Here is a 19,290-nt window from a genome sequence, read left to right on the forward strand (position 1 = left end):
GGCTTCGATCGCACGGCCGGACTCCGGCCGAACGATCGCGTTAGGTTGAAGATCATCGAGGACGGAGGTGACGATCATGGACGAAGCAGACGTCCGGGCGGCGACGACGCGACTGATCGAGAAGGCCGTCGAGGCCGACGACCTTCAGGCCGCGCACGACGCCGTCGCGGAACTGAGCGTCGAACAGGTCGTCGACGTGCTCGAACGGCTCGGCCGGACGGATCGCGCAGTGCTCTACCGGCTGCTGCCCAAGGACCGGGCGATCGACGTCTTCGAACAGCTCGACCCGAGCATGCAGGGCGAACTGCTCCGCGGGTTGCGTGACGACCAGGTGACCGCGATCTTCGCCGACCTCGAACCCGACGACCGGGTGGAACTGCTCGACGAACTGCCCGCGACGGTCGCGTCGACCCTCATGCGCGGCCTGCCGCCCACCGACCGCGAGGTGACCGCCACGATCCTCGGCTATCCGCAGCGGGCGATCGGCCGGCGGATGAGCCCGGCCTTCGTGTCGCTGCGGCAGGACATGACCGTGGAGCAGGCGATGGACGCCGTGCGTCGTCGGCTGGGCGACGCGGAGACGGTGTACACGCTGCCGGTGGTGGACGCCGGTCGTGTGCTGGTCGGGGTGGTCGGTCTGCGTGAGCTGATGACTGCGGCGCCGGGAACGGTGCTCGCCGACATCATGAACGAGCCCTACTGGGCGCGCGTGACCGACGACGCCGAGGAGTCCGCGCGCCGCTGCGCCGAACTCAAACTGCTGGCGTTGATCGTCGTCGACAGCGAGACCAGGTTGGTGGGCATCCTGACCGTCGACGACGCCCTGCGGATCCTCGAAGCCGCCGACAGCGAGGACCAGGCGCGCATCGGCGGTACCGAGCCGCTGCGCCGGCCCTATCTCGCGACACCCGTCGGGCAGTTGGTGCGCTCGCGGGTGGTGTGGTTGCTCGTCCTGGCACTCGGCGCGACCCTCACGGTCCAGGTCCTCGAGGTGTTCGAGTCGACCCTCGATCAGGTGGTCACCCTGGCGCTGTTCGTGCCGCTGATCATCGGCACCGGGGGCAACACCGGAAACCAGGCCGCCACCACGGTCACCCGCGCATTGGCGCTCGACGACGTGACGCCACGCGACATCGGCGGGGTGATCGCCCGCGAGCTCCGGGTGGGTCTGTCCCTCGGTGTCCTGCTGGGCTCGGTCGCGTTCGTCCTGACGTCCCTGGTCTACGACTCGTCGGTGGGCGCGGTGATCGGGCTGACGCTGGTGAGCATCTGCACCCTCGCCGCCACCGTCGGTGGTGCGATGCCGTTGGTGGCCAAATCGATCCGCGCCGACCCCGCGGTCTTCTCCAATCCGTTCATCACGACCTTCGTCGACGCGACCGGCCTGGTGATCTATTTCCTCGTCGCGAAGGCCGTGCTCGGTATCTGAGCGCAGCGGCGCAGTCGATCCGAGGACGGCTCAGATCGCGACGAAGCGCACCGCACATCCCGGTCGCAGCAGCGCCGCAGGAGTCCGATCCGGTTGCCACAGCGGGGCATCGGAGGTTCCGATGAGTTGCCATCCTCCGGGCGACTTCCGCGGGTAGACGCCCGAGAACTCACCCGCCAGTCCCACGGCGCCGGACGGGACGGAGGTGCGCGGTGAACTGCGACGCGGCACGTGCAATCGAGAATCCCCGCCGGTGAGATACGCGAAGCCGGGCGCGAACCCGCCGAAGGCGACCGTCCAGAGGCTGCCGGTGTGGGCGGCGATCACGCCGTCCGCGCCGAGGCCGGTCAACTCGCCGACCTCTTCGAGATCGGCCCCGTCGTACCGGACTTCGAGCGTCACCTCCTCGATGTCGACGTCGTCCCCGGACGCCGGTGGGGTGGTGGTGACCCACTTGTGCACGACCTGCGCGCCGGTCTCCGACGGATCGAAGCACACCAGCAGTGTCCGCGCCGCCGGCACGAGATCGACGACGCCACGCGGCCGCTCGCGGTCGAGTGCCCGGAAGTGGGCGAGAACCTCGTCGAGGGAATCGAACTCGGCGAGCAGGGCGCTGTCTCCGGCACGAAGGATTCTCATCGGTGGACCTGGCGGTGTCGGGCGTTCACACGAACGCCCGGATGTCGATCTTCTCGGCGTCGAGGCGGCGGCGCACGGCGACGGCCATCGCCGTGGCGTCGGGGGAGTCGCCGTGGATGCACACCGACTGCGCGTTCACGCGTATGTCGCTGCCGTCGACGGCGGTGACCACCCCCTCGGTGACCATGCGCAGGACCCGCTCGGCGACCTCCTCCGGATCGTGCAGTACCGCACCGGGTTCGCGTCGGGAGACGAGCGTGCCCTCGGGGGTGTAGGCGCGGTCGGCGAACGCCTCGGTGACCACCCTCAGCCCGGCCCGTTCGGCCTCCTCGAGGAAGACGGAGTCGGGCAGTCCGAGGACGGGCAGCGAGGCGTCGTAGGCGCGCACCGCATCCACGACCGCACGGGCCTGCTCGCGGTGATGGACGATCGCGTTGTACAGCGCGCCGTGGGGTTTGACGTAGCTCGCCGACGAACCGGCCGCCCGGGCGAGACCGTCGAGCGCGCCGATCTGGTAGATGATCTCGGCGGTGAGATCCGCTGACGGCACCTCGATGAACCGGCGGCCGAAACCGCCGATGTCGTTGTAGCCGACCTGGGCACCGATCCGTACCGCGCGCTTCGCGGCGCCGTGGCACGTGCTCAGCAGTGTCGCCGGGTCGCCGGCGTGGAATCCGCACGCCACGTTGGCGCTGGTGACGATGTCGAGCATGGTCTCGTCGTCGCCGAGACGCCACCGGCCGTAGCTCTCGCCGAGGTCGCTGTTGAGGTCGATGCGGGTCACGACCCGAGTCTATGCCCGCTCAGAAGACCGTTCCGACGTCGCGGACGACGATGTCGTCGAGGGCGCGTTCGACGACGGCGGCGATCGTCATCGACGGGTTGCACGCGGCGGTGTTGCCCGGCATGAGGGCGCCGTCGAGCACGTACAGCCCGCGCTGGCCGAACACCCGGCCCTCGAGATCGCACACCGTGCCCATGCTCGCGCCGCCGAGCGGGTGCCAGGTCGACGGGACGATCGAGTTGGTGTCGGTCAGGATGCTGCGTTCGCCGGCGATGCGGCGCACGGTGGGGTCGATGTGACCCGTCTGCAGCACCGAGTCCCCTTCGTGCGGCCAGCGCAGGACGGCGTCGTCGCGAGCGGCGTCGTAGACGAAGTGCCCACGCCCCTCACTGACGCCGTAGCCCACCAGTACGGTGCTGCGCATGTCGATCCCGTAGAAGCCGGGAATGGAGGCCTGGATGACGGTGTACGCGGAGTTCGGGTCGTCCCAGTTCTTGCTGCCGTAGACGACGGGACCGCCCTGCACCGCGCCGAACTCCTCTTCGAGGTTCGTCCAGAGGTAGATGCGGTCGGCGTTCGAACCCCAGCCCTGTCCGACGCCGTCGGGCAGGTCGGAGATGAGATCCTTCGCGGCGGCCTTCATCAGCAGCCGGGTGGTGTTCATGGTGCCCGCGGACAGCACCAGCGCGTCGGTGGTGAGGATCTTGTTCTCGACGACGGCACCGGAGGTGTCGATGTGGTTCACGTGCACCGTCCACCGGCCGTCCTTGGCACGTTCGATGTCGGTGACCTCGTGCTGCGTCGCGACGGTGACCAGACCGGTCGCCTCGGCCTCCGCGATGTAGGTGACGTCGACGGAGTGCTTGCCGCCGTTGTTGACACCCATCGCACCCGAACCGTCGGTGTAGGCCGGGGCCATCTCGCCGCGGAGCTCGGCGAGCGCGTAGTCCCAGTCGATCGGCATCGGGATCTTGTCGATCGGGAAGCCGGCCTTCCGCGCACGGTCGGCGAAGATGCGCGAGGTCGCGTAGTTGGGGCTGTCGACGAGTTCGTCGGGCGCCACGGCCAGGCGCAGCATCTGCGCGACGCGCGGGTAATGGACGCGGTCCATGCGCGCCCAGTCGAGTTCGTTCGGGAAGTGGGCGTTGAACACCGCTTCGTCGGGTTGCAGCGTCATGCCCTGGTAGACGAGCGACCCGCCGCCGACACCGGCGGCGCACAGGGCCGTCATGTTCTCGCCGACGCACGCCTCGACCAGACCGGTGTAGGACTCGAAGGCGAGGTGGCGACCGAACACCTCGGGGTTCGACCGGTGCCACAGGAACCGCTTGTCGGGGTTGTCGACGCGGGGGAAGGTGTTCGCGTTCGGCCCGGTGGGCCACCGGATGCCGCGCTCGATCATGTGCACGCGCACGCCGGCCTGGGCCAGTCGCAGGGCGGTCACACCGCCGCCGAAACCGGTGCCGATGACGACCACCCGGTGTTCCTCGTGGGTGAGCGGCACGTTGTTCACGCGGGCGGGGATGCCGGGCGTCGCGTGGGCACCGGCGGTGCCGGTGAGGGCGAGTCCGGCGGCCGCGGCCGCTCCGGTCAGGAAGGAACGACGCGTGACGTGCTGCACTCTCTACCCCCGATGTCTGTGACGTCCCGTACCGGAACAACCTCGGGAAACTAGGCGGACGTCGAGGAGCGCGTCAAGATCACGTCCCGACGGGCCGTGGATCAGGCAGTTGCGGCGACCCGCCCGGAACCACGCCGGTTGCGGGCGGTGCCGATCACGCGGCAGATCATGTAGATGACGAACGCGATCGTCGTGATGAACGCCGAGACCGGCACGCCCGGCGCCAGCGCGAGCAGGATGCCGCCGACCGCCGAGATCTCCGCGAAGACCACAGACAGCACCGTGGCGGCGAGCGGCCCGCTGACCACCCGGGCCGCCGCGGCGGCCGGGGTGATGAGCAGTGCCATCACCAGCAGCGCGCCGACGATCTGCACACCGAGTGCGGCGGTGACACCGACGAGCACCGCGAACACGATCGACAATGCGCGCACCGGGACGCCGCGTGCAGCCGCGACCTCCGGGTCGGTGCTGGCGAACAGCAGCGGACGGTAGATCACCAGCAGCGTGAGGATCACGACGGCAGCGCACGCGGCGAGCAGGGCGATGCCGGTACCGCCGGGCGCCACGATCTGACCGGTGAGCAGCGAGAAGGCGGCACCGGTGCGTCCGTCGTAGGCCCACAGCAGCAGGACGGCGAGACCGAGTCCGAAGGCCATCACCACGCCGATGACGGAGTCGCGTTCGCGGGCACGTGTCCCCAGGACCCCGAAGAGGATCGCGGCGATCACGGCACCCGCGACCGCACCGATCCCGACGGAGACCCCGATGATGAGCGCCGCTGCGGCACCGGTGAGCGACAGTTCGGAGGTGCCGTGGACGGAGAACGCCATCTGACGGCTGATGATCAGCGGGCCGATCACGCCGGCGAGCAGACCGAGGATCGCACCGGCGACGAGCGCCTGCTGCACGAAGTCGTACTGCAGGAGTTCGACGGTGGTCTCCACGTCGAACATCCGCCCGAGGGCGTCGGTGAACTTGCTGCTCATTCGTGATCCTCGTGATCGTGGTGGACGCCTTCCCCGGGGCGCAGTCCGCCGGCGCTGCCCAGCGCGTCGATGGCGTCGCCGGTGCCGACGACCACCAGGCGGCCGCGCATCTCGAGCACCTCGACGTCGGTGCGGTAGAGCTCGGAGAGCACCTGCGAGGTCATCACCTCGGCGGGGGTGCCGATGCGGAACTGGCCGTCGACGAGGTACAGCACGCGATCCACCAGCGGCAGGATCGGATTGATCTCGTGGGTGACGAACAGGACGGAGGTGTCGTGGTCGCGGCGGCGGCGGTCGATGAGCGCCGACACCAGGTGCTGGTTGGCGAGATCGAGACTGAGCAGCGGCTCGTCGCACAGGAGTACGCGCGGATCTCCCACGAGCGCCTGCGCGATACGCAGCCGCTGCTGCTCACCACCGGAGAGCGTGCCGATCGGGGCTCCGGCATAGGTCTCTGCGCCGACCTGAGCGATCGCGTCGTCGACCGCGACGCGGCGCCGCCGGCGCGTGCGCAGGCCGGTGCCCCAGCGATGTCCGTCCATGCCGAGGCCCACGAGATCGCGTCCCCGCAGCGGGACGCCCTCGTCGAGAGACTTCTGCTGCGGCACGTATCCGACGTGCGAGTTCCCGGTCCGGACGGCCTGCCCGGCGATCGTCGCGGTTCCGGAGGTGAGCGGGAGCTGGCCGAGCAGCACCTTGAGCAGCGACGTCTTGCCGGCACCGTTCGGTCCGAGCACCGCCAGGAACTCGCCGGGTTCGACGACGAGGTCGAGTCCGTCCCAGAGGACCCGATCGCCGAATGCCAGCCGGGCATCGCGGAGTTCGACGGTGGGCGTGCGGTCGGATGGAGGAGGTGTCACCGGAGTCCGTGTTCTCGATCGGATGGTCAGGAGGCGGTCTCGAGCGCGGCGGCGAGGGTCTCGGCGGTCCGGGCCTGCCACTGAATGTAGTCGACACCTTCGGGCAGGGTTTCGAAAACCTCGACCACGGGGACGCCCGACGACTCTGCTGCCGTGCGCATCTCGCGGCTGATCCGGTCCTCGGTCTGCGGGTTGTAGATCAGGACGCGAACCTGCTTGTCGACCAACAACTGCCGTGTCGCCGCGATCGCCGCCGGGGACGGATCGGTGCCGTTCTCGATGGCGTTGGTGAAGTCCGGGGGAGTGATGTCGTCGAGCGTCGCGGCCGAGACGAGGTAGTGGCCGATCGTCTCGGTCTGGGCGACGGGTGCGTCGCCGTGTGTGTCGGCGAGCTTGTCGACGACATCCGCGACGTAGTGCAGGTTCTCGTGGAAGGCCGCGGCGTTGGCCTCGTAGACGGCGGCACCGTCGGGGTCGAGTTCGGCGAGCTGCTCGGCGACGGCGTGCGCGACGGCGTCGGCGGTCGCGAGGTCGTACCAGACGTGCTCGTTGATGCCGCCGTGGTCGTGACCCTCGTGCGAGTGCCCGTCGCCGGCGACGTCGGCGTCGGACACCTCACCGCTCTCGTGCGAGTGGTCCTCGGAAACGGTTGTCTCCGAGTCGCTCTCGATGGCGTCGTCGGTGCCGTCCTCGTCGCCGTGATCGTGTCCGGCGTGCAGATCCGAGTACGCGCCGGATTCGAACAGGGCGAAGGCCTCCACGACCGCAGGCTTGTCCCCGGTGGCGCCGAGGATGTCGTCGACGAAGTGGTCGTAGCCACCGCCGTTGTAGACGACGAGCGAGGCGTCGGAGATCGCCGCGGCGTCGAGGGGGCTGGCCTCGTAGGAGTGCGGGTCGGCGTTCGGTTCGGTGATGAGCGAGCGGACCTCGATGCGGTCTCCGGCCACCGCCTGCGCGATCGACCCCCACACGTTCGTGGAGGCGACGACGCTGATCTCGTCGTCGTCGGCGCCGGAGGTATCGGTGCCGCACGCGGCGAGGGCGGTCGCGCAGGCTACGGCGGCGGCTGCGAGGGCCGTGCGGGAGGACAGTCGCACAGTTCTTCTCCTGAGGATCGGCGGTCTTCGACGAACGGGGTCCGGAACGACCGAGCGACCGACCCAAACGTTATTGGTAACCGTTACCGTTCCACTTTAGCGGACGACACCGAGCCCTCCTACCATCCCTGGGTGGTCGTGACCATGGACACAGGACTACGGTCCTCTCATGTCCAGGTCTCGTCAGCCGCGCCGACAGGCGACCCTGGCGTCGATTGCCGCCGAGTTGAAGATCTCCCGCACCACGGTCTCGAACGCGTACAACCGCCCCGACCAGTTGTCCGCCGAGCTACGCGAACGTGTCCTCGAAGTCGCCAAACGACGCGGATATGCCGGCCCGGATCCGATGGCGCGGTCGCTGCGCACCCGCAAGGCAGGGGCCGTGGGGGTCCTGCTCACCGAAGCGTTGAGCTATTCCTTCCGGGATCCCGCCGCCATGAGCTTCCTGTCGGGACTGTCCGAGGCCTGCGAAGCGGCCGGACAGGGACTGCTGCTCATCCCCGCCGGACCGGGCCGGACCGACGACGAGGCCGCACAGGTCGTGCACCGCTCGTCCGTCGACGGCTTCGTCGTCTACTCGGTCCCCGCCGAGGACCCCTATCTCGCGGCCGTGCTCGAACGGCACCTCCCGGTCGTCGCGTGCGACCAGCCGCGCGGTCTCGAGAACACCCCGGTGGTGGGCATCGACGACCGGCGGGCGATGCGCGATCTCGCCGCCCACCTCATCGAACTCGGCCATCGCCAGATCGGCATGTTGTCGATGCGCCTCGGCCGCGAACGGCACGACGGGGTCGTCGACCTGTCGACCCTCGAATCCGGCGCCTTCCACGTGCAGCGCGAACGCATCCGCGGCGTCCAGGACGCCATGAGCGCCGCAGGGCTGGCCCCCGAATCGCTCACCGTCGTCGAGCGCTACACCCACACCGCGGAGGACGGCCTGTCCGCCGCGGCGCAGATCATGCGCGTGAACCCGCGGATCACCGCGCTCGTGTGCACCACCGACGTGCTCGCGCTCGGCGCTCTCGCCTGGGCCAATCAGATGGGCCTCGACGTGCCCGGCCACCTGTCGATCACCGGCTTCGACGGCATCGACGAAGCGATCCGCGAAGGCCTCACGACCGTGCGGCAACCGCAGAAGGACAAGGGGCGGCGCGCAGGCGAACTGCTCCTCGCCGCCCCCTCGCACTCCGGTGTGCCCGCGCTCGAGACCCTGGGGACCCAGCTGTGGTTCGGTGCCACCTCGGGTCGGGTCGAGAGCGAGTGGTACGCCGAGTGACCGAGCGGTCCCGGCTGTGACCGTAGCTCAGCAGTCCCCGCTGTGACCGTAGCTCAGCGGTCCCCGCTGGGGCCGTAGGTCAGCGCTCCCGGTCGCCCATGGCCTTCGCACCCGACAGCAGCTGGGCGCAGCGCAGCAGACCGATGTGGCTGTACGCCTGCGGGTGGTTGCCCAGCGCACGCTCCGCGACGGGGTCGTACTCCTCGCTGAGCAGCCCGGTCGGTCCGGCCGCCGCGACCAGCTGCGCGAACAGCGCCTCGGCGTCGTTGCGCTGCCCGACCATCAGGTAGGCCGCGACCAGCCACGCCGCGCACAGGTGGAAGCCGCCTTCGGCGCCCGGCAGGCCGTCGTCGCTGTGATAGCGGTAGACGGTCGCGCCGCTGCGCAACTCCCGTTCGGTGGCCTGCACGGTCGCCCGGAACCGCTCGTCCTGCGGGTCGACGAGTCCGGTGAGGCCGATGAACAGGGTGGCCGCGTCGAGATCGGTGCCGTCGTAGGCCGAGGTGAACGACTGGACCTCGTCGTTCCAGCCCTTCTCGGTGACCTCCTCGGCGATCTCGTCGCGCAGCGCAGCCCAGCCCTCGCCGGCGGTCCGGCCGAACTTCTCGGCGAGCGTCAGCGCCCGGTCGACGGTCAGCCACCCCATGACCTTCGAGTACACGTGATGTCGGGGTGCGTGGCGGATCTCCCAGATGCCGTGGTCCGGCTCGAACCAGCGCCGTTCGACCGCGGTGACCATCGAGCAGACGAGCTCCCAGTCGCGGTCGGTGAGGGCCCGGTCGTGGGGCACGCCGAGTGCCTCGCGGCTGTGCGCGAGATCGGAGATCAGGTCGACGATCGGCCCGAAGACGTCGAGCTGCACCTGCTGGTTCGCTGCGTTGCCGACCCGCACGGGCCGCGAACCGGCGTATCCGGGGAGCGAATCGATCACGGCTTCGGGTGGAAGCGGTCCGCCGGCGAGCGTGTACAGCGGGTGCAGACGTTCGGGGCCGGGCACCGTTTCGAGGACGCGGTGCACCCAGTCGAGATAGTTCTCGGCCTCCTCGAGCGATCCGACCCGCACGAGCGCCTGCGCCGTGAGCGCGGCGTCGCGCAGCCAGCAGTAGCGGTAGTCCCAGTTGCGGACACCACCGATCTCCTCGGGGAGCGAGGTGGTCGCCGCGGCGAGGATCGATCCCGTCGGTCCGTGGACCAGTCCGCGCAGGGTGAGCGCCGAACGCTTCATGAGGTCGGGCTTCAGCGGCGGCAGCTCGAGGCGGGACGCCCAGGTGTGCCAGTAGGCCTCGGACTGCGCTCGGCGCTCGACCTCCGGCACCGGGTGCTCGTCGAGATCATCGGTGCCACAACGAAGTTCGAGGATGATGTCGTTCTCGGTGGGGTCGACCACGGCGTGGGCCGTCTGGTGCACCCCGTCGGTGGTGATGTCCCACCGCACACCGGGGGAGCGCAGGACGTAGGGCTCGTTGAAGCCCATCACGCGGATGCCGTCGTCCTCGACCTCGAGGGTGACCTGGCCCTGCCCGAACTCCGGTCGCGGCGCGAAGGTCACCACTGCGCTCGCGCGCCCGGTGATCACGCGGGTCAGGTCGGTGCGACCGATCTCGACGTCGTGCGGGAGGTAGTCGATCACCGCGAGCGACGCCCACCGGGTCACCACCGTCATCGTCGAGTCGACGTAGCGCTGGCTGAGCGGCAGTGCCTGGCGGGTCGGGCCGATGGTGAAGTGACCCGCAGCGTTGCCGCCGAGGAGATGGGCGAACACCGCCGCGGAATCGGGATCGGGATGGCACAGCCAGGTGATCGTGCCGTCGGGGGTCACGAGCGCCTTCGAGCGGGGGCTCGCGAGCATGGTCAGGCGTTCGATCGGCGCGACATGGGCGCCGGACAGCCATGTGCGACGTTCCTCGAGCAGGAACGCGAGCGCGGCGATGACCTCTTCGCTGGTGCGGACGCGGTACTCGGCGGCGGTGTCGCCGTCGCCGATCTTCACTCCGACGTCCGGGCCCTGCAGGGAGCGGAAGGCCTTCTCGTCGGTCACGTCGTCGCCGAAGAAGACCGCTGCGGTGGCAGCTTCCTGGTGCCGGATGACGTCGAGTGCCTTGCCCTTGTCGGTGGGCACCACGGACAGCTCGATCACAGCCTTGCCCTCGGTGACCTGCACACCGGGCCGGAGCGCGAGGTCGTTCCGCACGAGGTCGAGGGCCTGCTCGGCATCGGCGGGGGCGGCGTTGCGCACGTGCAGCGCGGCGCTCGCGGGCTTGGCCTCCACCCGCACGCCGTCGAACCGGGACGCCACCGAGTGCAGTCCCTCGACGATCGTGGCGAGGAGGTCCCTGGCGTCGGGATCGATCTCGTGGACGAATCCGATGTCGAACTCGGAGCCGTGGCTGCCGACGAGTTTGACCTCGACCGGCAAACGCGACAGAGCGGCGAGATCCTTGAGAGCGCGTCCCGAGATGACGGCAGCGGCCGTCGACGGCAGAGCGGCGAGGCCCCGCAGCGCCCGCACCGCATCGTCGTGCGGGTAGGCCTTCTCGGGATCGCTCACGATGGGGGAGATGGTGCCGTCGTAGTCGGTCGCCACGAGCAGACGGGGCGTCCGCGCGACAGCCACCAGAGCACGTCGAAGGTCAATCGGAAGATCGTGGGCACTCACCTGATCCACGTTAGGTCAGAGTGGGGCACGAATCCGACCCGGTGTGCATTCCGACCACGTGTTTCCGGTTACAAGAAGCGGTCGATCGGACGTCGGGCTTCCGGCGCGAGCGCCGCGGGGCTTCGGACGCGAGCGCCGTCAGGCTTCCGACGCGACCGTCGTCGGTACTCGTGAGCCGTCGCCGAGCAGCAGATCCACGGTCAGTTCGAGCCGGCGGGCGACATCGGTGGCCGACGAACGGCGCGTGAGCCAGGCGACGAGATTCGACAACCACACGTCGCTGATGACGCGCGCGATGGCGAGCTCTTCCTCGGTGGGTTCGCCGTCGTTCATGGCCCGCGCGAACAACCGGTCCATGAGGGTGCCCACCTGGTCGACCTCGGCGGCGGCGGAGGCGTCGGCGAACATGAACGCCCGCGTCATGGCCTCGGTGAGCAGGGGATCACGCTGCATGGCCTTGGTGATCAGACCCAGGATGAGGTGCATGCGCTCGAGGGGGCTGTGGCCGGGTGGGATCCGTCCCTTGCCCTCGATGCGGGCGAATTCACGGCCGAGGGCGGAGACCAGCAGGTGGACCTTGGACGGGAAGTACCGGTAGAGGGTGCCGACCGCGACGTCCGCGCGTTCTGCCACCGCCCGCATCTGCACGGCCTCGTAACCACCCTTGGACGCGAGCGCCAGGGTGGCGTCGAGAATCCGCTTGCGCCGTTCCTTCTGGGCATTGGAACTGAGATCGTCCTCGGTGAGGGCGGTCAGAGTTCCGTGTCCGTTGGCACGGGAGCGGGACGGGGTGGCCATAGATTCGTTTCCTCACGCCTTGACTCTGAATCGGTGTCATATTAGAACACGTTCTAGCAATGATGTCATTCGGAAGGGCGGAAACCGCTGTGAGTATCGCCACGACCGAGGAGCAGCGGGCCGTTCAGGCGTCTGTCCAGGCCTGGTCACGTGCCGTAGACCCCATGTCGACGATACGTCGCGCAAGCGACGCGACGTGGCGCGGCGGCTGGTCCTCCCTCGCAGAACTCGGAATCTTCGGCGTCGCCGTCCCGGAGGAGGCGGGCGGCCTCGGCGCGACCGCCGTGGACCTGGCCGTCATGCTCGAGCAGGCCGCCTACGAACTCGCGCCGGGCCCGGTCCTGACGACCGCCGTGGCGGCCCTCGTGTTCGGCCGTGCCGGTGAGATCGTCGCCAAGACGACGGAGCGGCTCGCCGAGGGTGAGGTCCCCACCGCGATCGCGCTCGACTCGGCCGTGACCGCGGAGTCGGCGGGCGACGGAGTCGTGCTGCGCGGTGATGCCGGACCGGCCGTGGGGGCCGAGGCCGGGATCGCGGTGCTCGTGCGTGTCGCGGGTGAAGGTGATCCGGCCGTCGAGAGCTGGGCGCTCGTCGAGGCGGATGACCCGGCTCTGCACGTCGAACCGCTCGAGACCATCGACGTCTCCCGCGCGGTGGCCCGCGTCCGCCTCGGCGGCGCGACGGTCCCGGCCGATCGGGTCGCGACCGTCCCGGCCGGCTTCGTGCGCGACCTCACCGCCGGGCTCGCCGCCGCCGAACTGGCCGGTCTCGCGGGCTGGGCGCTGACCACCGCCGTCGAGTACGCGAAGATCCGCGAGCAGTTCGGGAAACCGATCGGTTCGTTCCAGGCCGTCAAGCACATCTGCGCCGAAATGCTCTGCCGCACCGAGAAGATCCGGGCCGTGGCGTGGGATGCAGCGGTCACCGTCGACGCGCAGCCCGACGAACTGCCGATCGCGGCGACGGCTGCCGCGGCGGTCGCGCTCGATGCCGCGGTGCAGACCGCCAAGGATGCGATCCAGGTGCTCGGCGGCATCGGGTTCACGTGGGAGCACGACGCGCACTTCTATCTTCGCCGCGCGGTCGCGACCCGCCAGGTGCTCGGCGGTTCCACCGCGTGGCGATCGCGGCTGACGACCCTGGTCCGCGACGGCGTGCGCCGTCACCTCGGTATCGACCTGTCCGATCACGAGGAGGAACGCGCACGGATCCGCGCGGAGGTCGAGAAGATCACCGCCGCACCCGAATCCGAGCGCCGTGTCGTCCTCGCCGAATCGGGTCTGCTCGCGCCGCACTGGCCGCCGCCCTACGGTCGCGGAGCCGGCGCCGCCGAACAGCTCGTCGTCCAGGAGGAGCTCACCGCGGCCGGTATCGTACGTCCCGATCTCGTGATCGGCTGGTGGGCGGTTCCGACGGTCCTCGAACACGGAACACCCGAGCAGATCGAGCGTTTCGTGATGCCCACCCTGCGCGGCGACGTGGTGTGGTGCCAGTTGTTCTCCGAACCCGGTGCCGGCTCGGACCTCGCGGCGCTGCGCACGAGTGCCGAGAAGGTCGACGGCGGATGGGTGCTGCGCGGACAGAAGGTGTGGACCTCGCTCGCACAGCAGGCGGACTGGGCGATCTGTCTCGCCCGCACCGACCGCGACGTCCCCAAGCACAAGGGCATCACCTACTTCCTCGTCGACATGAAGTCGGAGGGCATCATGATCTCGCCGCTGCGCGAGATCACCGGCGACGCGTTGTTCAACGAGGTCTTCCTCGATTCGGTCTTCGTGCCGGACGACTGCGTGGTCGGCAATCTCGGCGATGGCTGGAAGCTGGCCCGCACGACCCTCGCCAACGAACGCGTCGCAATGGGGGGCAAGTCGTCGCTGGGGCCGCGCATCGAGGAACTGCTCGAACTGTCGACCCCCGGCGATCCCGTCGCCGAGGACCGCATCGCGACGCAGATCGGGGAGGCGACGGTCGGTTCGCTCCTCGATCTGCGGGCGACCCTCGCGCAGCTCGAAGGGCAGGATCCGGGCGCCGCGTCCAGCGTCCGCAAGCTCATCGGTGTGCGGCAGCGGCAGGACACCGCCGAGCTCGCCATGGATCTCGCGGGCGAGGCCGGCTGGGTGGAAGGTCCGCTCACCCGGGAGTTCCTCAACACCCGGTGCCTGACGATCGCCGGCGGAACCGAGCAGATCCTGCTCACCGTGGCGGCCGAGCGGCTCCTGGGCCTGCCGCGCGATTGAGCGGTCCTTCCGCGGGGCGCCGGGGAGTGCTACAACTAGAACACGTTCTATTCGAAGGTGGGTGACGGTGGATTTCGCACGTGACGAGACACAGGAGGAGATCGCCGGTGTGGCGGCCGGTCTCCGGAAACGCGGCCTCACCGACGACGCGTTGTGGGCCGCACTGGCCGACGCCGACCTGCTCTCGCTCGCTCTGCCGGAGCGTCTCGGCGGGTCGGGCCTCGGGCTCGGCGAGGTCGCCACCGTGCTCACCGAGATCGGACGCGGAGCCGCGCAGACCCCGGCCCTGGCCACCCTCGGCCTGGGCGTGCTGCCGCTCCTCGCGCTCGCCTCCGAACAGCAACAGGACGACCTGCTCGCCGGCGTCGCCGAAGGAGCCGTGCTCACGGCCGCGCTCGGCGAACCGGGGCGCGCCTTCCCGGAGCAACCGGCCGCCACGGCGGTCGCCACCGACGGGGGCCACGCGGTCACCGGTTCGTTCGTCGCCGTGCCCTACGCCGATCGGGCACGCGTGGTGCTGCTGCCCACCGACGCAGGCGTGGTCGCGGTGGCTCTCGACGCCGCGGGTATGACCCTGCGTTCGAGCCCCACCTCGACCGGCTCTCCCGAGTTCTCGGTGCGCGCCGACGGTGCCGTGGGTGTCCTGCTCGCCGAATCTGGCACCGACGCCGTGGCGACGCTCCACCGGATCGCGCTCGCCGCCGTGGCGGCCTTCGCCGACGGACTGCTCTCCGGGGCAACCGAACTCACGGCGAAGCACGTCAGCGAGCGGCACCAGTTCGGCAAGCCGCTCGCGACCTTCCAGGCCGTCGCACAGCAGATCGCCGACGTCTACGTCACCGCCCGCACCCTGCACGTCGCGGCGCTGTCGTCGGTCTGGCGCCTGGCCGAAGGTCTCGACGCCGCGGACGATCTCGACGTCGCCGCCTACTGGATCGCCGCCGAACTGCCGCCGGCCATGCGGGTGCTGCACCACCTGCACGGCGGCGTGGGTGTGGACGAGACCTATCCGCTGCACAAGTACTCGTCGACCGCCAAAGACCTCGCCCGGTTGCTCGGCGGCGCCTCGTACCGACTCGACCTCGTGGGGGCCCGGTGTTCATCGATCTGACCGACGACCAGCGCGCACTGCAGGCCGAACTGCGGCGCTACTTCAGCAGCCTCGTCTCACCCGAGGAGGCTGCGATCATGCGCACGGAGCGGCACGGCCCCACCTATCGCGAGGTCGTGCGTCGCATGGGCAAGGACGGCTGGCTCGGCGTGGGCTGGCCCGTCGAGTTCGGCGGCCGCGGCTTCGGCGACGTGGAACAGCAGATCTTCGCCAACGAGGCCGTCCGCGCCGACGTGCCGTTGCCGAGCGTCACCCTGCAGACCGTCGGCCCGACCCTGCAGGTCTACGGCACCGACGAGCAGAAGCGGAAGTTCCTGCCCGCCATCCTCGCCGGCGAGGTGCACTTCGCCATCGGCTACTCCGAACCCGAGGCCGGTACCGACCTCGCCGCCCTGCGCACCACCGCCGCCCGCGACGGCGACCACTACATCGTCAACGGACAGAAGATCTTCACCACCGGGGGACACGATGCCGACTACATCTGGCTCGCCGTCCGCACCGGCCCCGCCGACTCGCGTCACCGCGGCATCTCCGTGCTCATCGTCGACACCAAGGATCCCGGCTTCAGCTGGACGCCGATCATCACGTGCGACGGTGCCCACCACGTCAACGCCACCTACTACAGCGACGTACGCGTTCCCGTCGAGATGCTCGTCGGCGAGGAGAACAAGGGCTGGAAGCTCATCACCACCCAGCTCAACCACGAACGCGTCATGCTCGGCCCGGCCGGTCGCGTCGCCGGCATCTACGACCGGCTCGTCGAATGGGTCCGCGCCCACGAACTCCGGGACCGTCCCGAGGTGCGACGCGCACTCGGCGAGATCCACGCGACCTGGCGCCTCAACGAACTGCTCAACTGGCAGGTCGCGGCGAGCAGCAACGACGCCGTCGACATCGCCGATGCCTCGGCGACCAAGGTGTTCGCCACCGAGCGGATCCAGCGCGTCGGTCGCCTCGCCGAGGAGATCGTCGGCGCCTTCGGCGATCCGGCCGACGACGACACCGCCGATCTGCTCCGCTGGCTCGACATGATGGCCAAACGCAATGTCGTCATCACCTTCGGCGGTGGCGTCAACGAGGTGATGCGCGAACTGATCGCCACCGCCGGTCTGGGCATGCCGCGGGTCCCGCGTTGACACAGGAGAATTCGGTGATGCAGGAGAATTCGGTGACACGCGACGTTCCGGGGAAGAACCCCGAGGAGATCCTGCAGGCTGCCGAGAAGGTCTGCGGCGACGGCCCGTCCGCGCCGCGGCCCGGCCGCGATCCGGTGAACATGCCGATGATCCGCAACTGGCTCGAGGCGATCGGCGACGACAACCCGATCTACACCGACGAGACCGCGGCGATCGCAGCCGGTCACGGTGGTCTCGTGGCCCCGCCCGCGATGGCGCAGGTGTGGACGATGCGCGGCCTCGGCGCCGAACGCGAGAAGGACGACCCGCTCGGCCGGATGACGCAGATCCTCGACGACGCCGGCTACACCTCGGTGGTCGCCACCAACTGCGACCAGATCTACCACCGCTACCTGCGCCACGGCGAACAGGTGACGATCGAGTCCACCCTCGAGGACGTCGTCGGCCCGAAGCGGACCGGGCTCGGGGAGGGCTGGTTCTTCACCACCCGCAACCTGTGGAAGGTCGGCGACGAGGTCGTCGCCGAGATGCTCTTCCGCATCCTGAAGTTCGCGCCGCCGTCGAAGGACGAGAACGCGGAGACGCCGCAGGACCGGCCCGCCTCCACGGTTCCCGACGATCTCGACCCCACACGGATGCTGCGCCCGTCCGTCTCCCGCGACACGCAGTTCTTCTGGGACGGCGTGGCCGCCCACGAACTGCGCATCCAGCGACGCCCCGACGGCACCCTGCAGCACCCACCCGTCCCGGCGCTCTGGCTCGACAAGTCGGAGACCACCGACTACGTCGTATCCTCCGGTCGCGGAACGGTGTTCAGCTTCGTCATCCACCACGCACCCAAGGTGCCGGGGCGGCAGGTGCCCTTCGTCGTCGCGCTCGTCGAACTCGACGAGGGTGTCCGGATGCTCGGTGAACTCCGCGACGTCGACCCCGGGCAGGTACGCATCGGGATGCCGGTCGAGGTCACCTTCCTCGATTTCCCCGGCGACGACGAGACCGGCGGGCAGCCGTGGACGCTGTACGCCTGGAAGCCGATCGAGGAGGACGTGTGAGCACCCCGACCGTCACGACGGGCGAGAGCCTGCCCTCCCTCGAGATCCACGCCGATCCCACCTTCATCGTGTCGACGGCCCTGGCCACACGCGACTTCCAGGACGTGCACCACGACCGCGACAAGGCACAGCAGCGCGGATCGAAGGACATCTTCGTCAACATCCTCACCGACACCGGCCTCGTGCAGCGCTACGTCACCGACTGGGCCGGCCCCCGCGCGGTGGTGAAGTCGATCTCGCTGAGACTGGGTGTGCCCTGGTACGCCTACGACACCCTGACCCTCTCGGGCGCCGTTGCGTCCGTCGAGGACGGACTGGCCACCGTCGACATCACCGGCACCAACAGCCTGGGTAAACACATCACGGCCACAGCCACTTTCGTGATCGGAGGCACCGCATGAGCGGCCTGTCGGGTGCAGCGGCGATCGTCGGCATCGGCGCGACCGACTTCTCGAAGGGCTCCGGCCGCAGCGAACTCCGCCTCGCGGCCGAAGCGGTGCGCGCCGCCCTCGACGACGCGGGACTGACCCCGGCCGACGTCGACGGTCTGGTCTCGTTCACGATGGACACCAACACCGAAGTGGCCGTGGCCCGTTCGGTGGGCATCCCGCACCTGAAGTTCTTCTCCCGCATCCACTACGGCGGCGGCGCGGCGTGCGCGACGGTGCAGCAGGCGGCGATGGCCGTCGCGACCGGCGTGGCCGACGTGGTGGTCGCGTACCGGGCGTTCAACGAGCGGTCCGGCGCGCGATACGGACAGGTCAACACCGCGCTTGCCGCGCAGGTGAATTCGTCGGGCACCGACAATGCGTTCTCCTACCCGCACGGGCTGAGCACACCGGCCTCGTTCGTCGCGATGGTCGCGCAACGCTACATGCACGTCTCCGGGGCGACGAGCGCCGACTTCGGCGCCGTGGCGGTCGCGGATCGGGCCCACGCCGCGACCAACCCGAAGGCGTTCTTCCACGGCAAGCCGATCACGCTCGAGGACCATCAGAACTCTCGGTGGATCGCCGAGCCGCTGCATTTGCTCGACTGCTGCCAGGAATCCGACGGCGGCGTCGCGATCGTCGTCACCAGCGCCGAGCGGGCGAAGGACCTGAAGCAGACCCCGGCGGTCATCGCAGCCGCGGCGCAGGGGAGCGGGCCCGACCAGTACATCATGACCAGCTACTACCGCGACGGACTCACAAGCCTGCAGGAGATGGGCATCGTCGGCGACCAGTTGTGGGAGCAGGCAGGCATCGGGCCGCAGGACATCGCCACGGCGGTGCTCTACGACCACTTCACCCCGTACGTGCTCATGCAGCTCGAAGAACTCGGATTCTGCGGACGCGGAGAGGCCAAGGACTTCGTCGCCGACGGCATCCAGGTGGGCGGGCGGCTGCCGATCAACACCCACGGTGGTCAGCTCGGCGAGGCCTACATCCACGGCATGAACGGCATCGCCGAGGGCGTCCGGCAGATCCGCGGCACGGCCGTCAACCAGGTCGACGACGTCGACCACGTCCTGGTCACGGCAGGAACGGGGGTTCCGACCTCAGGGCTGGTGCTGTCGCGGTCCTGACGCCGTTTCCCTCCCAGGGGACCGCAGGCCTGCCTACTATG

The 19,290-nt window shown here is 69.5% G+C and carries 16 protein-coding genes; 8 read left to right on the top strand and 8 right to left on the bottom strand.

The features are described 5' to 3' along the window. Positions 1-76 precede the first annotated feature (76 nt). Positions 77-1,429, top strand: coding sequence for a magnesium transporter (gene mgtE, locus ACLBYD_RS19150; protein ID WP_447817645.1), 1,353 nt, complete (start codon positions 77-79; stop codon positions 1,427-1,429). A gap of 30 nt (positions 1,430-1,459) precedes the next feature. On the opposite strand, the gene ACLBYD_RS19155 is transcribed toward mgtE, so the two are convergent. The 6 genes from ACLBYD_RS19155 to ACLBYD_RS19180 all read right to left on the bottom strand — a co-directional run bounded on the left by ACLBYD_RS19155 (position 1,460) and on the right by ACLBYD_RS19180 (position 7,416). Then, entirely contained in the window at positions 1,460-2,068 is a 609-nt protein-coding gene (locus ACLBYD_RS19155; protein WP_413768345.1) for a 5-oxoprolinase subunit B family protein, read from the bottom strand. A gap of 25 nt (positions 2,069-2,093) precedes the next feature. After that, positions 2,094-2,852 (bottom strand): LamB/YcsF family protein, encoded by a 759-nt coding sequence (locus ACLBYD_RS19160; RefSeq protein WP_447817646.1) that lies wholly within the window; start codon positions 2,850-2,852, stop codon positions 2,094-2,096. A 19-nt stretch (positions 2,853-2,871) separates the two neighbouring features. Continuing rightward, positions 2,872-4,473 (bottom strand): GMC oxidoreductase, encoded by a 1,602-nt coding sequence (locus ACLBYD_RS19165; protein WP_447817647.1) that lies wholly within the window; start codon positions 4,471-4,473, stop codon positions 2,872-2,874. Positions 4,474-4,574: 101 nt separating this feature from the next. Then, positions 4,575-5,459 (bottom strand): metal ABC transporter permease, encoded by an 885-nt coding sequence (locus ACLBYD_RS19170; RefSeq protein ID WP_006550474.1) that lies wholly within the window; start codon positions 5,457-5,459, stop codon positions 4,575-4,577. Further along, the gene (locus ACLBYD_RS19175) at positions 5,456-6,319 is read right to left on the bottom strand and encodes a metal ABC transporter ATP-binding protein (RefSeq protein ID WP_006550472.1); all 864 of its coding nucleotides are present in this window, start codon (positions 6,317-6,319) and stop codon (positions 5,456-5,458) included. The genes ACLBYD_RS19170 and ACLBYD_RS19175 overlap by 4 nt, the downstream gene beginning before the upstream one ends. A gap of 26 nt (positions 6,320-6,345) precedes the next feature. Then, positions 6,346-7,416: a metal ABC transporter solute-binding protein, Zn/Mn family gene (locus tag ACLBYD_RS19180; protein WP_447817649.1), complete on the bottom strand. Its 1,071-nt coding sequence runs from the start codon at positions 7,414-7,416 to the stop codon at positions 6,346-6,348. Between the two features lie 169 nt (positions 7,417-7,585). On the opposite strand from ACLBYD_RS19180, the gene ACLBYD_RS19185 reads away from it, so the two are divergent. Beyond that, positions 7,586-8,692 carry a LacI family DNA-binding transcriptional regulator gene (locus ACLBYD_RS19185; RefSeq protein ID WP_026061382.1) on the top strand — a complete coding sequence of 369 codons (1,107 nt, stop codon included), beginning with the start codon at positions 7,586-7,588 and terminating at the stop codon, positions 8,690-8,692. Positions 8,693-8,771: 79 nt separating this feature from the next. Here ACLBYD_RS19185 and otsB read toward each other — a convergent pair whose 3' ends face one another. Together otsB and kstR are read right to left on the bottom strand one after the other, a co-directional pair. Then, positions 8,772-11,348 carry a trehalose-phosphatase gene (gene otsB / locus ACLBYD_RS19190; protein ID WP_447817650.1) on the bottom strand — a complete coding sequence of 859 codons (2,577 nt, stop codon included), beginning with the start codon at positions 11,346-11,348 and terminating at the stop codon, positions 8,772-8,774. 138 nt (positions 11,349-11,486) lie between these two features. Continuing rightward, positions 11,487-12,146: a cholesterol catabolism transcriptional regulator KstR gene (kstR, locus tag ACLBYD_RS19195; RefSeq protein WP_447817651.1), complete on the bottom strand. Its 660-nt coding sequence runs from the start codon at positions 12,144-12,146 to the stop codon at positions 11,487-11,489. 89 nt (positions 12,147-12,235) lie between these two features. Here kstR and ACLBYD_RS19200 point away from each other — a divergent pair, with 89 nt between their 5' ends. The 6 genes from ACLBYD_RS19200 to ACLBYD_RS19225 all read left to right on the top strand — a co-directional run bounded on the left by ACLBYD_RS19200 (position 12,236) and on the right by ACLBYD_RS19225 (position 19,249). Beyond that, positions 12,236-14,383, top strand: coding sequence for an acyl-CoA dehydrogenase (locus ACLBYD_RS19200; protein WP_447817652.1), 2,148 nt, complete (start codon positions 12,236-12,238; stop codon positions 14,381-14,383). Positions 14,384-14,450: 67 nt separating this feature from the next. After that, complete coding sequence (locus ACLBYD_RS19205) at positions 14,451-15,494, top strand: acyl-CoA dehydrogenase family protein (RefSeq protein ID WP_447817653.1); 1,044 nt, start codon at positions 14,451-14,453, stop codon at positions 15,492-15,494. Continuing rightward, positions 15,479-16,630 (top strand): acyl-CoA dehydrogenase family protein, encoded by a 1,152-nt coding sequence (locus ACLBYD_RS19210; RefSeq protein WP_447817654.1) that lies wholly within the window; start codon positions 15,479-15,481, stop codon positions 16,628-16,630. The genes ACLBYD_RS19205 and ACLBYD_RS19210 overlap by 16 nt, the downstream gene beginning before the upstream one ends. Before the next feature lie 17 nt (positions 16,631-16,647). Further along, positions 16,648-17,682 carry a bifunctional MaoC family dehydratase N-terminal/OB-fold nucleic acid binding domain-containing protein gene (locus tag ACLBYD_RS19215; protein WP_447817673.1) on the top strand — a complete coding sequence of 345 codons (1,035 nt, stop codon included), beginning with the start codon at positions 16,648-16,650 and terminating at the stop codon, positions 17,680-17,682. After that, positions 17,679-18,083, top strand: coding sequence for a MaoC family dehydratase (locus ACLBYD_RS19220; RefSeq protein WP_447817655.1), 405 nt, complete (start codon positions 17,679-17,681; stop codon positions 18,081-18,083). The genes ACLBYD_RS19215 and ACLBYD_RS19220 overlap by 4 nt, the downstream gene beginning before the upstream one ends. Further along, positions 18,080-19,249, top strand: coding sequence for a lipid-transfer protein (locus ACLBYD_RS19225; RefSeq protein WP_447817656.1), 1,170 nt, complete (start codon positions 18,080-18,082; stop codon positions 19,247-19,249). The genes ACLBYD_RS19220 and ACLBYD_RS19225 overlap by 4 nt, the downstream gene beginning before the upstream one ends. Positions 19,250-19,290 lie beyond the last annotated feature (41 nt).

The sequence above is a fragment of the Rhodococcus sp. C26F genome, from assembly GCF_053345925.1.

Excerpts from the sequence above, each read along its gene's own strand:
- ACLBYD_RS19215 (WP_447817673.1), top strand. The coding sequence starts at position 16,648 with ATGCAGGAGAATTCGGTGACACGCGACGTTCCGGGGAAGAACCCCGAG.
- ACLBYD_RS19225 (WP_447817656.1), top strand. The coding sequence starts at position 18,080 with ATGAGCGGCCTGTCGGGTGCAGCGGCGATCGTCGGCATCGGCGCGACC.
- ACLBYD_RS19185 (WP_026061382.1), top strand. The coding sequence starts at position 7,586 with ATGTCCAGGTCTCGTCAGCCGCGCCGACAGGCGACCCTGGCGTCGATT.
- mgtE (WP_447817645.1), top strand. The coding sequence starts at position 77 with ATGGACGAAGCAGACGTCCGGGCGGCGACGACGCGACTGATCGAGAAG.
- ACLBYD_RS19155 (WP_413768345.1), bottom strand. The coding sequence starts at position 2,068 with ATGAGAATCCTTCGTGCCGGAGACAGCGCCCTGCTCGCCGAGTTCGAT.
- ACLBYD_RS19170 (WP_006550474.1), bottom strand. The coding sequence starts at position 5,459 with ATGAGCAGCAAGTTCACCGACGCCCTCGGGCGGATGTTCGACGTGGAG.
- kstR (WP_447817651.1), bottom strand. The coding sequence starts at position 12,146 with ATGGCCACCCCGTCCCGCTCCCGTGCCAACGGACACGGAACTCTGACC.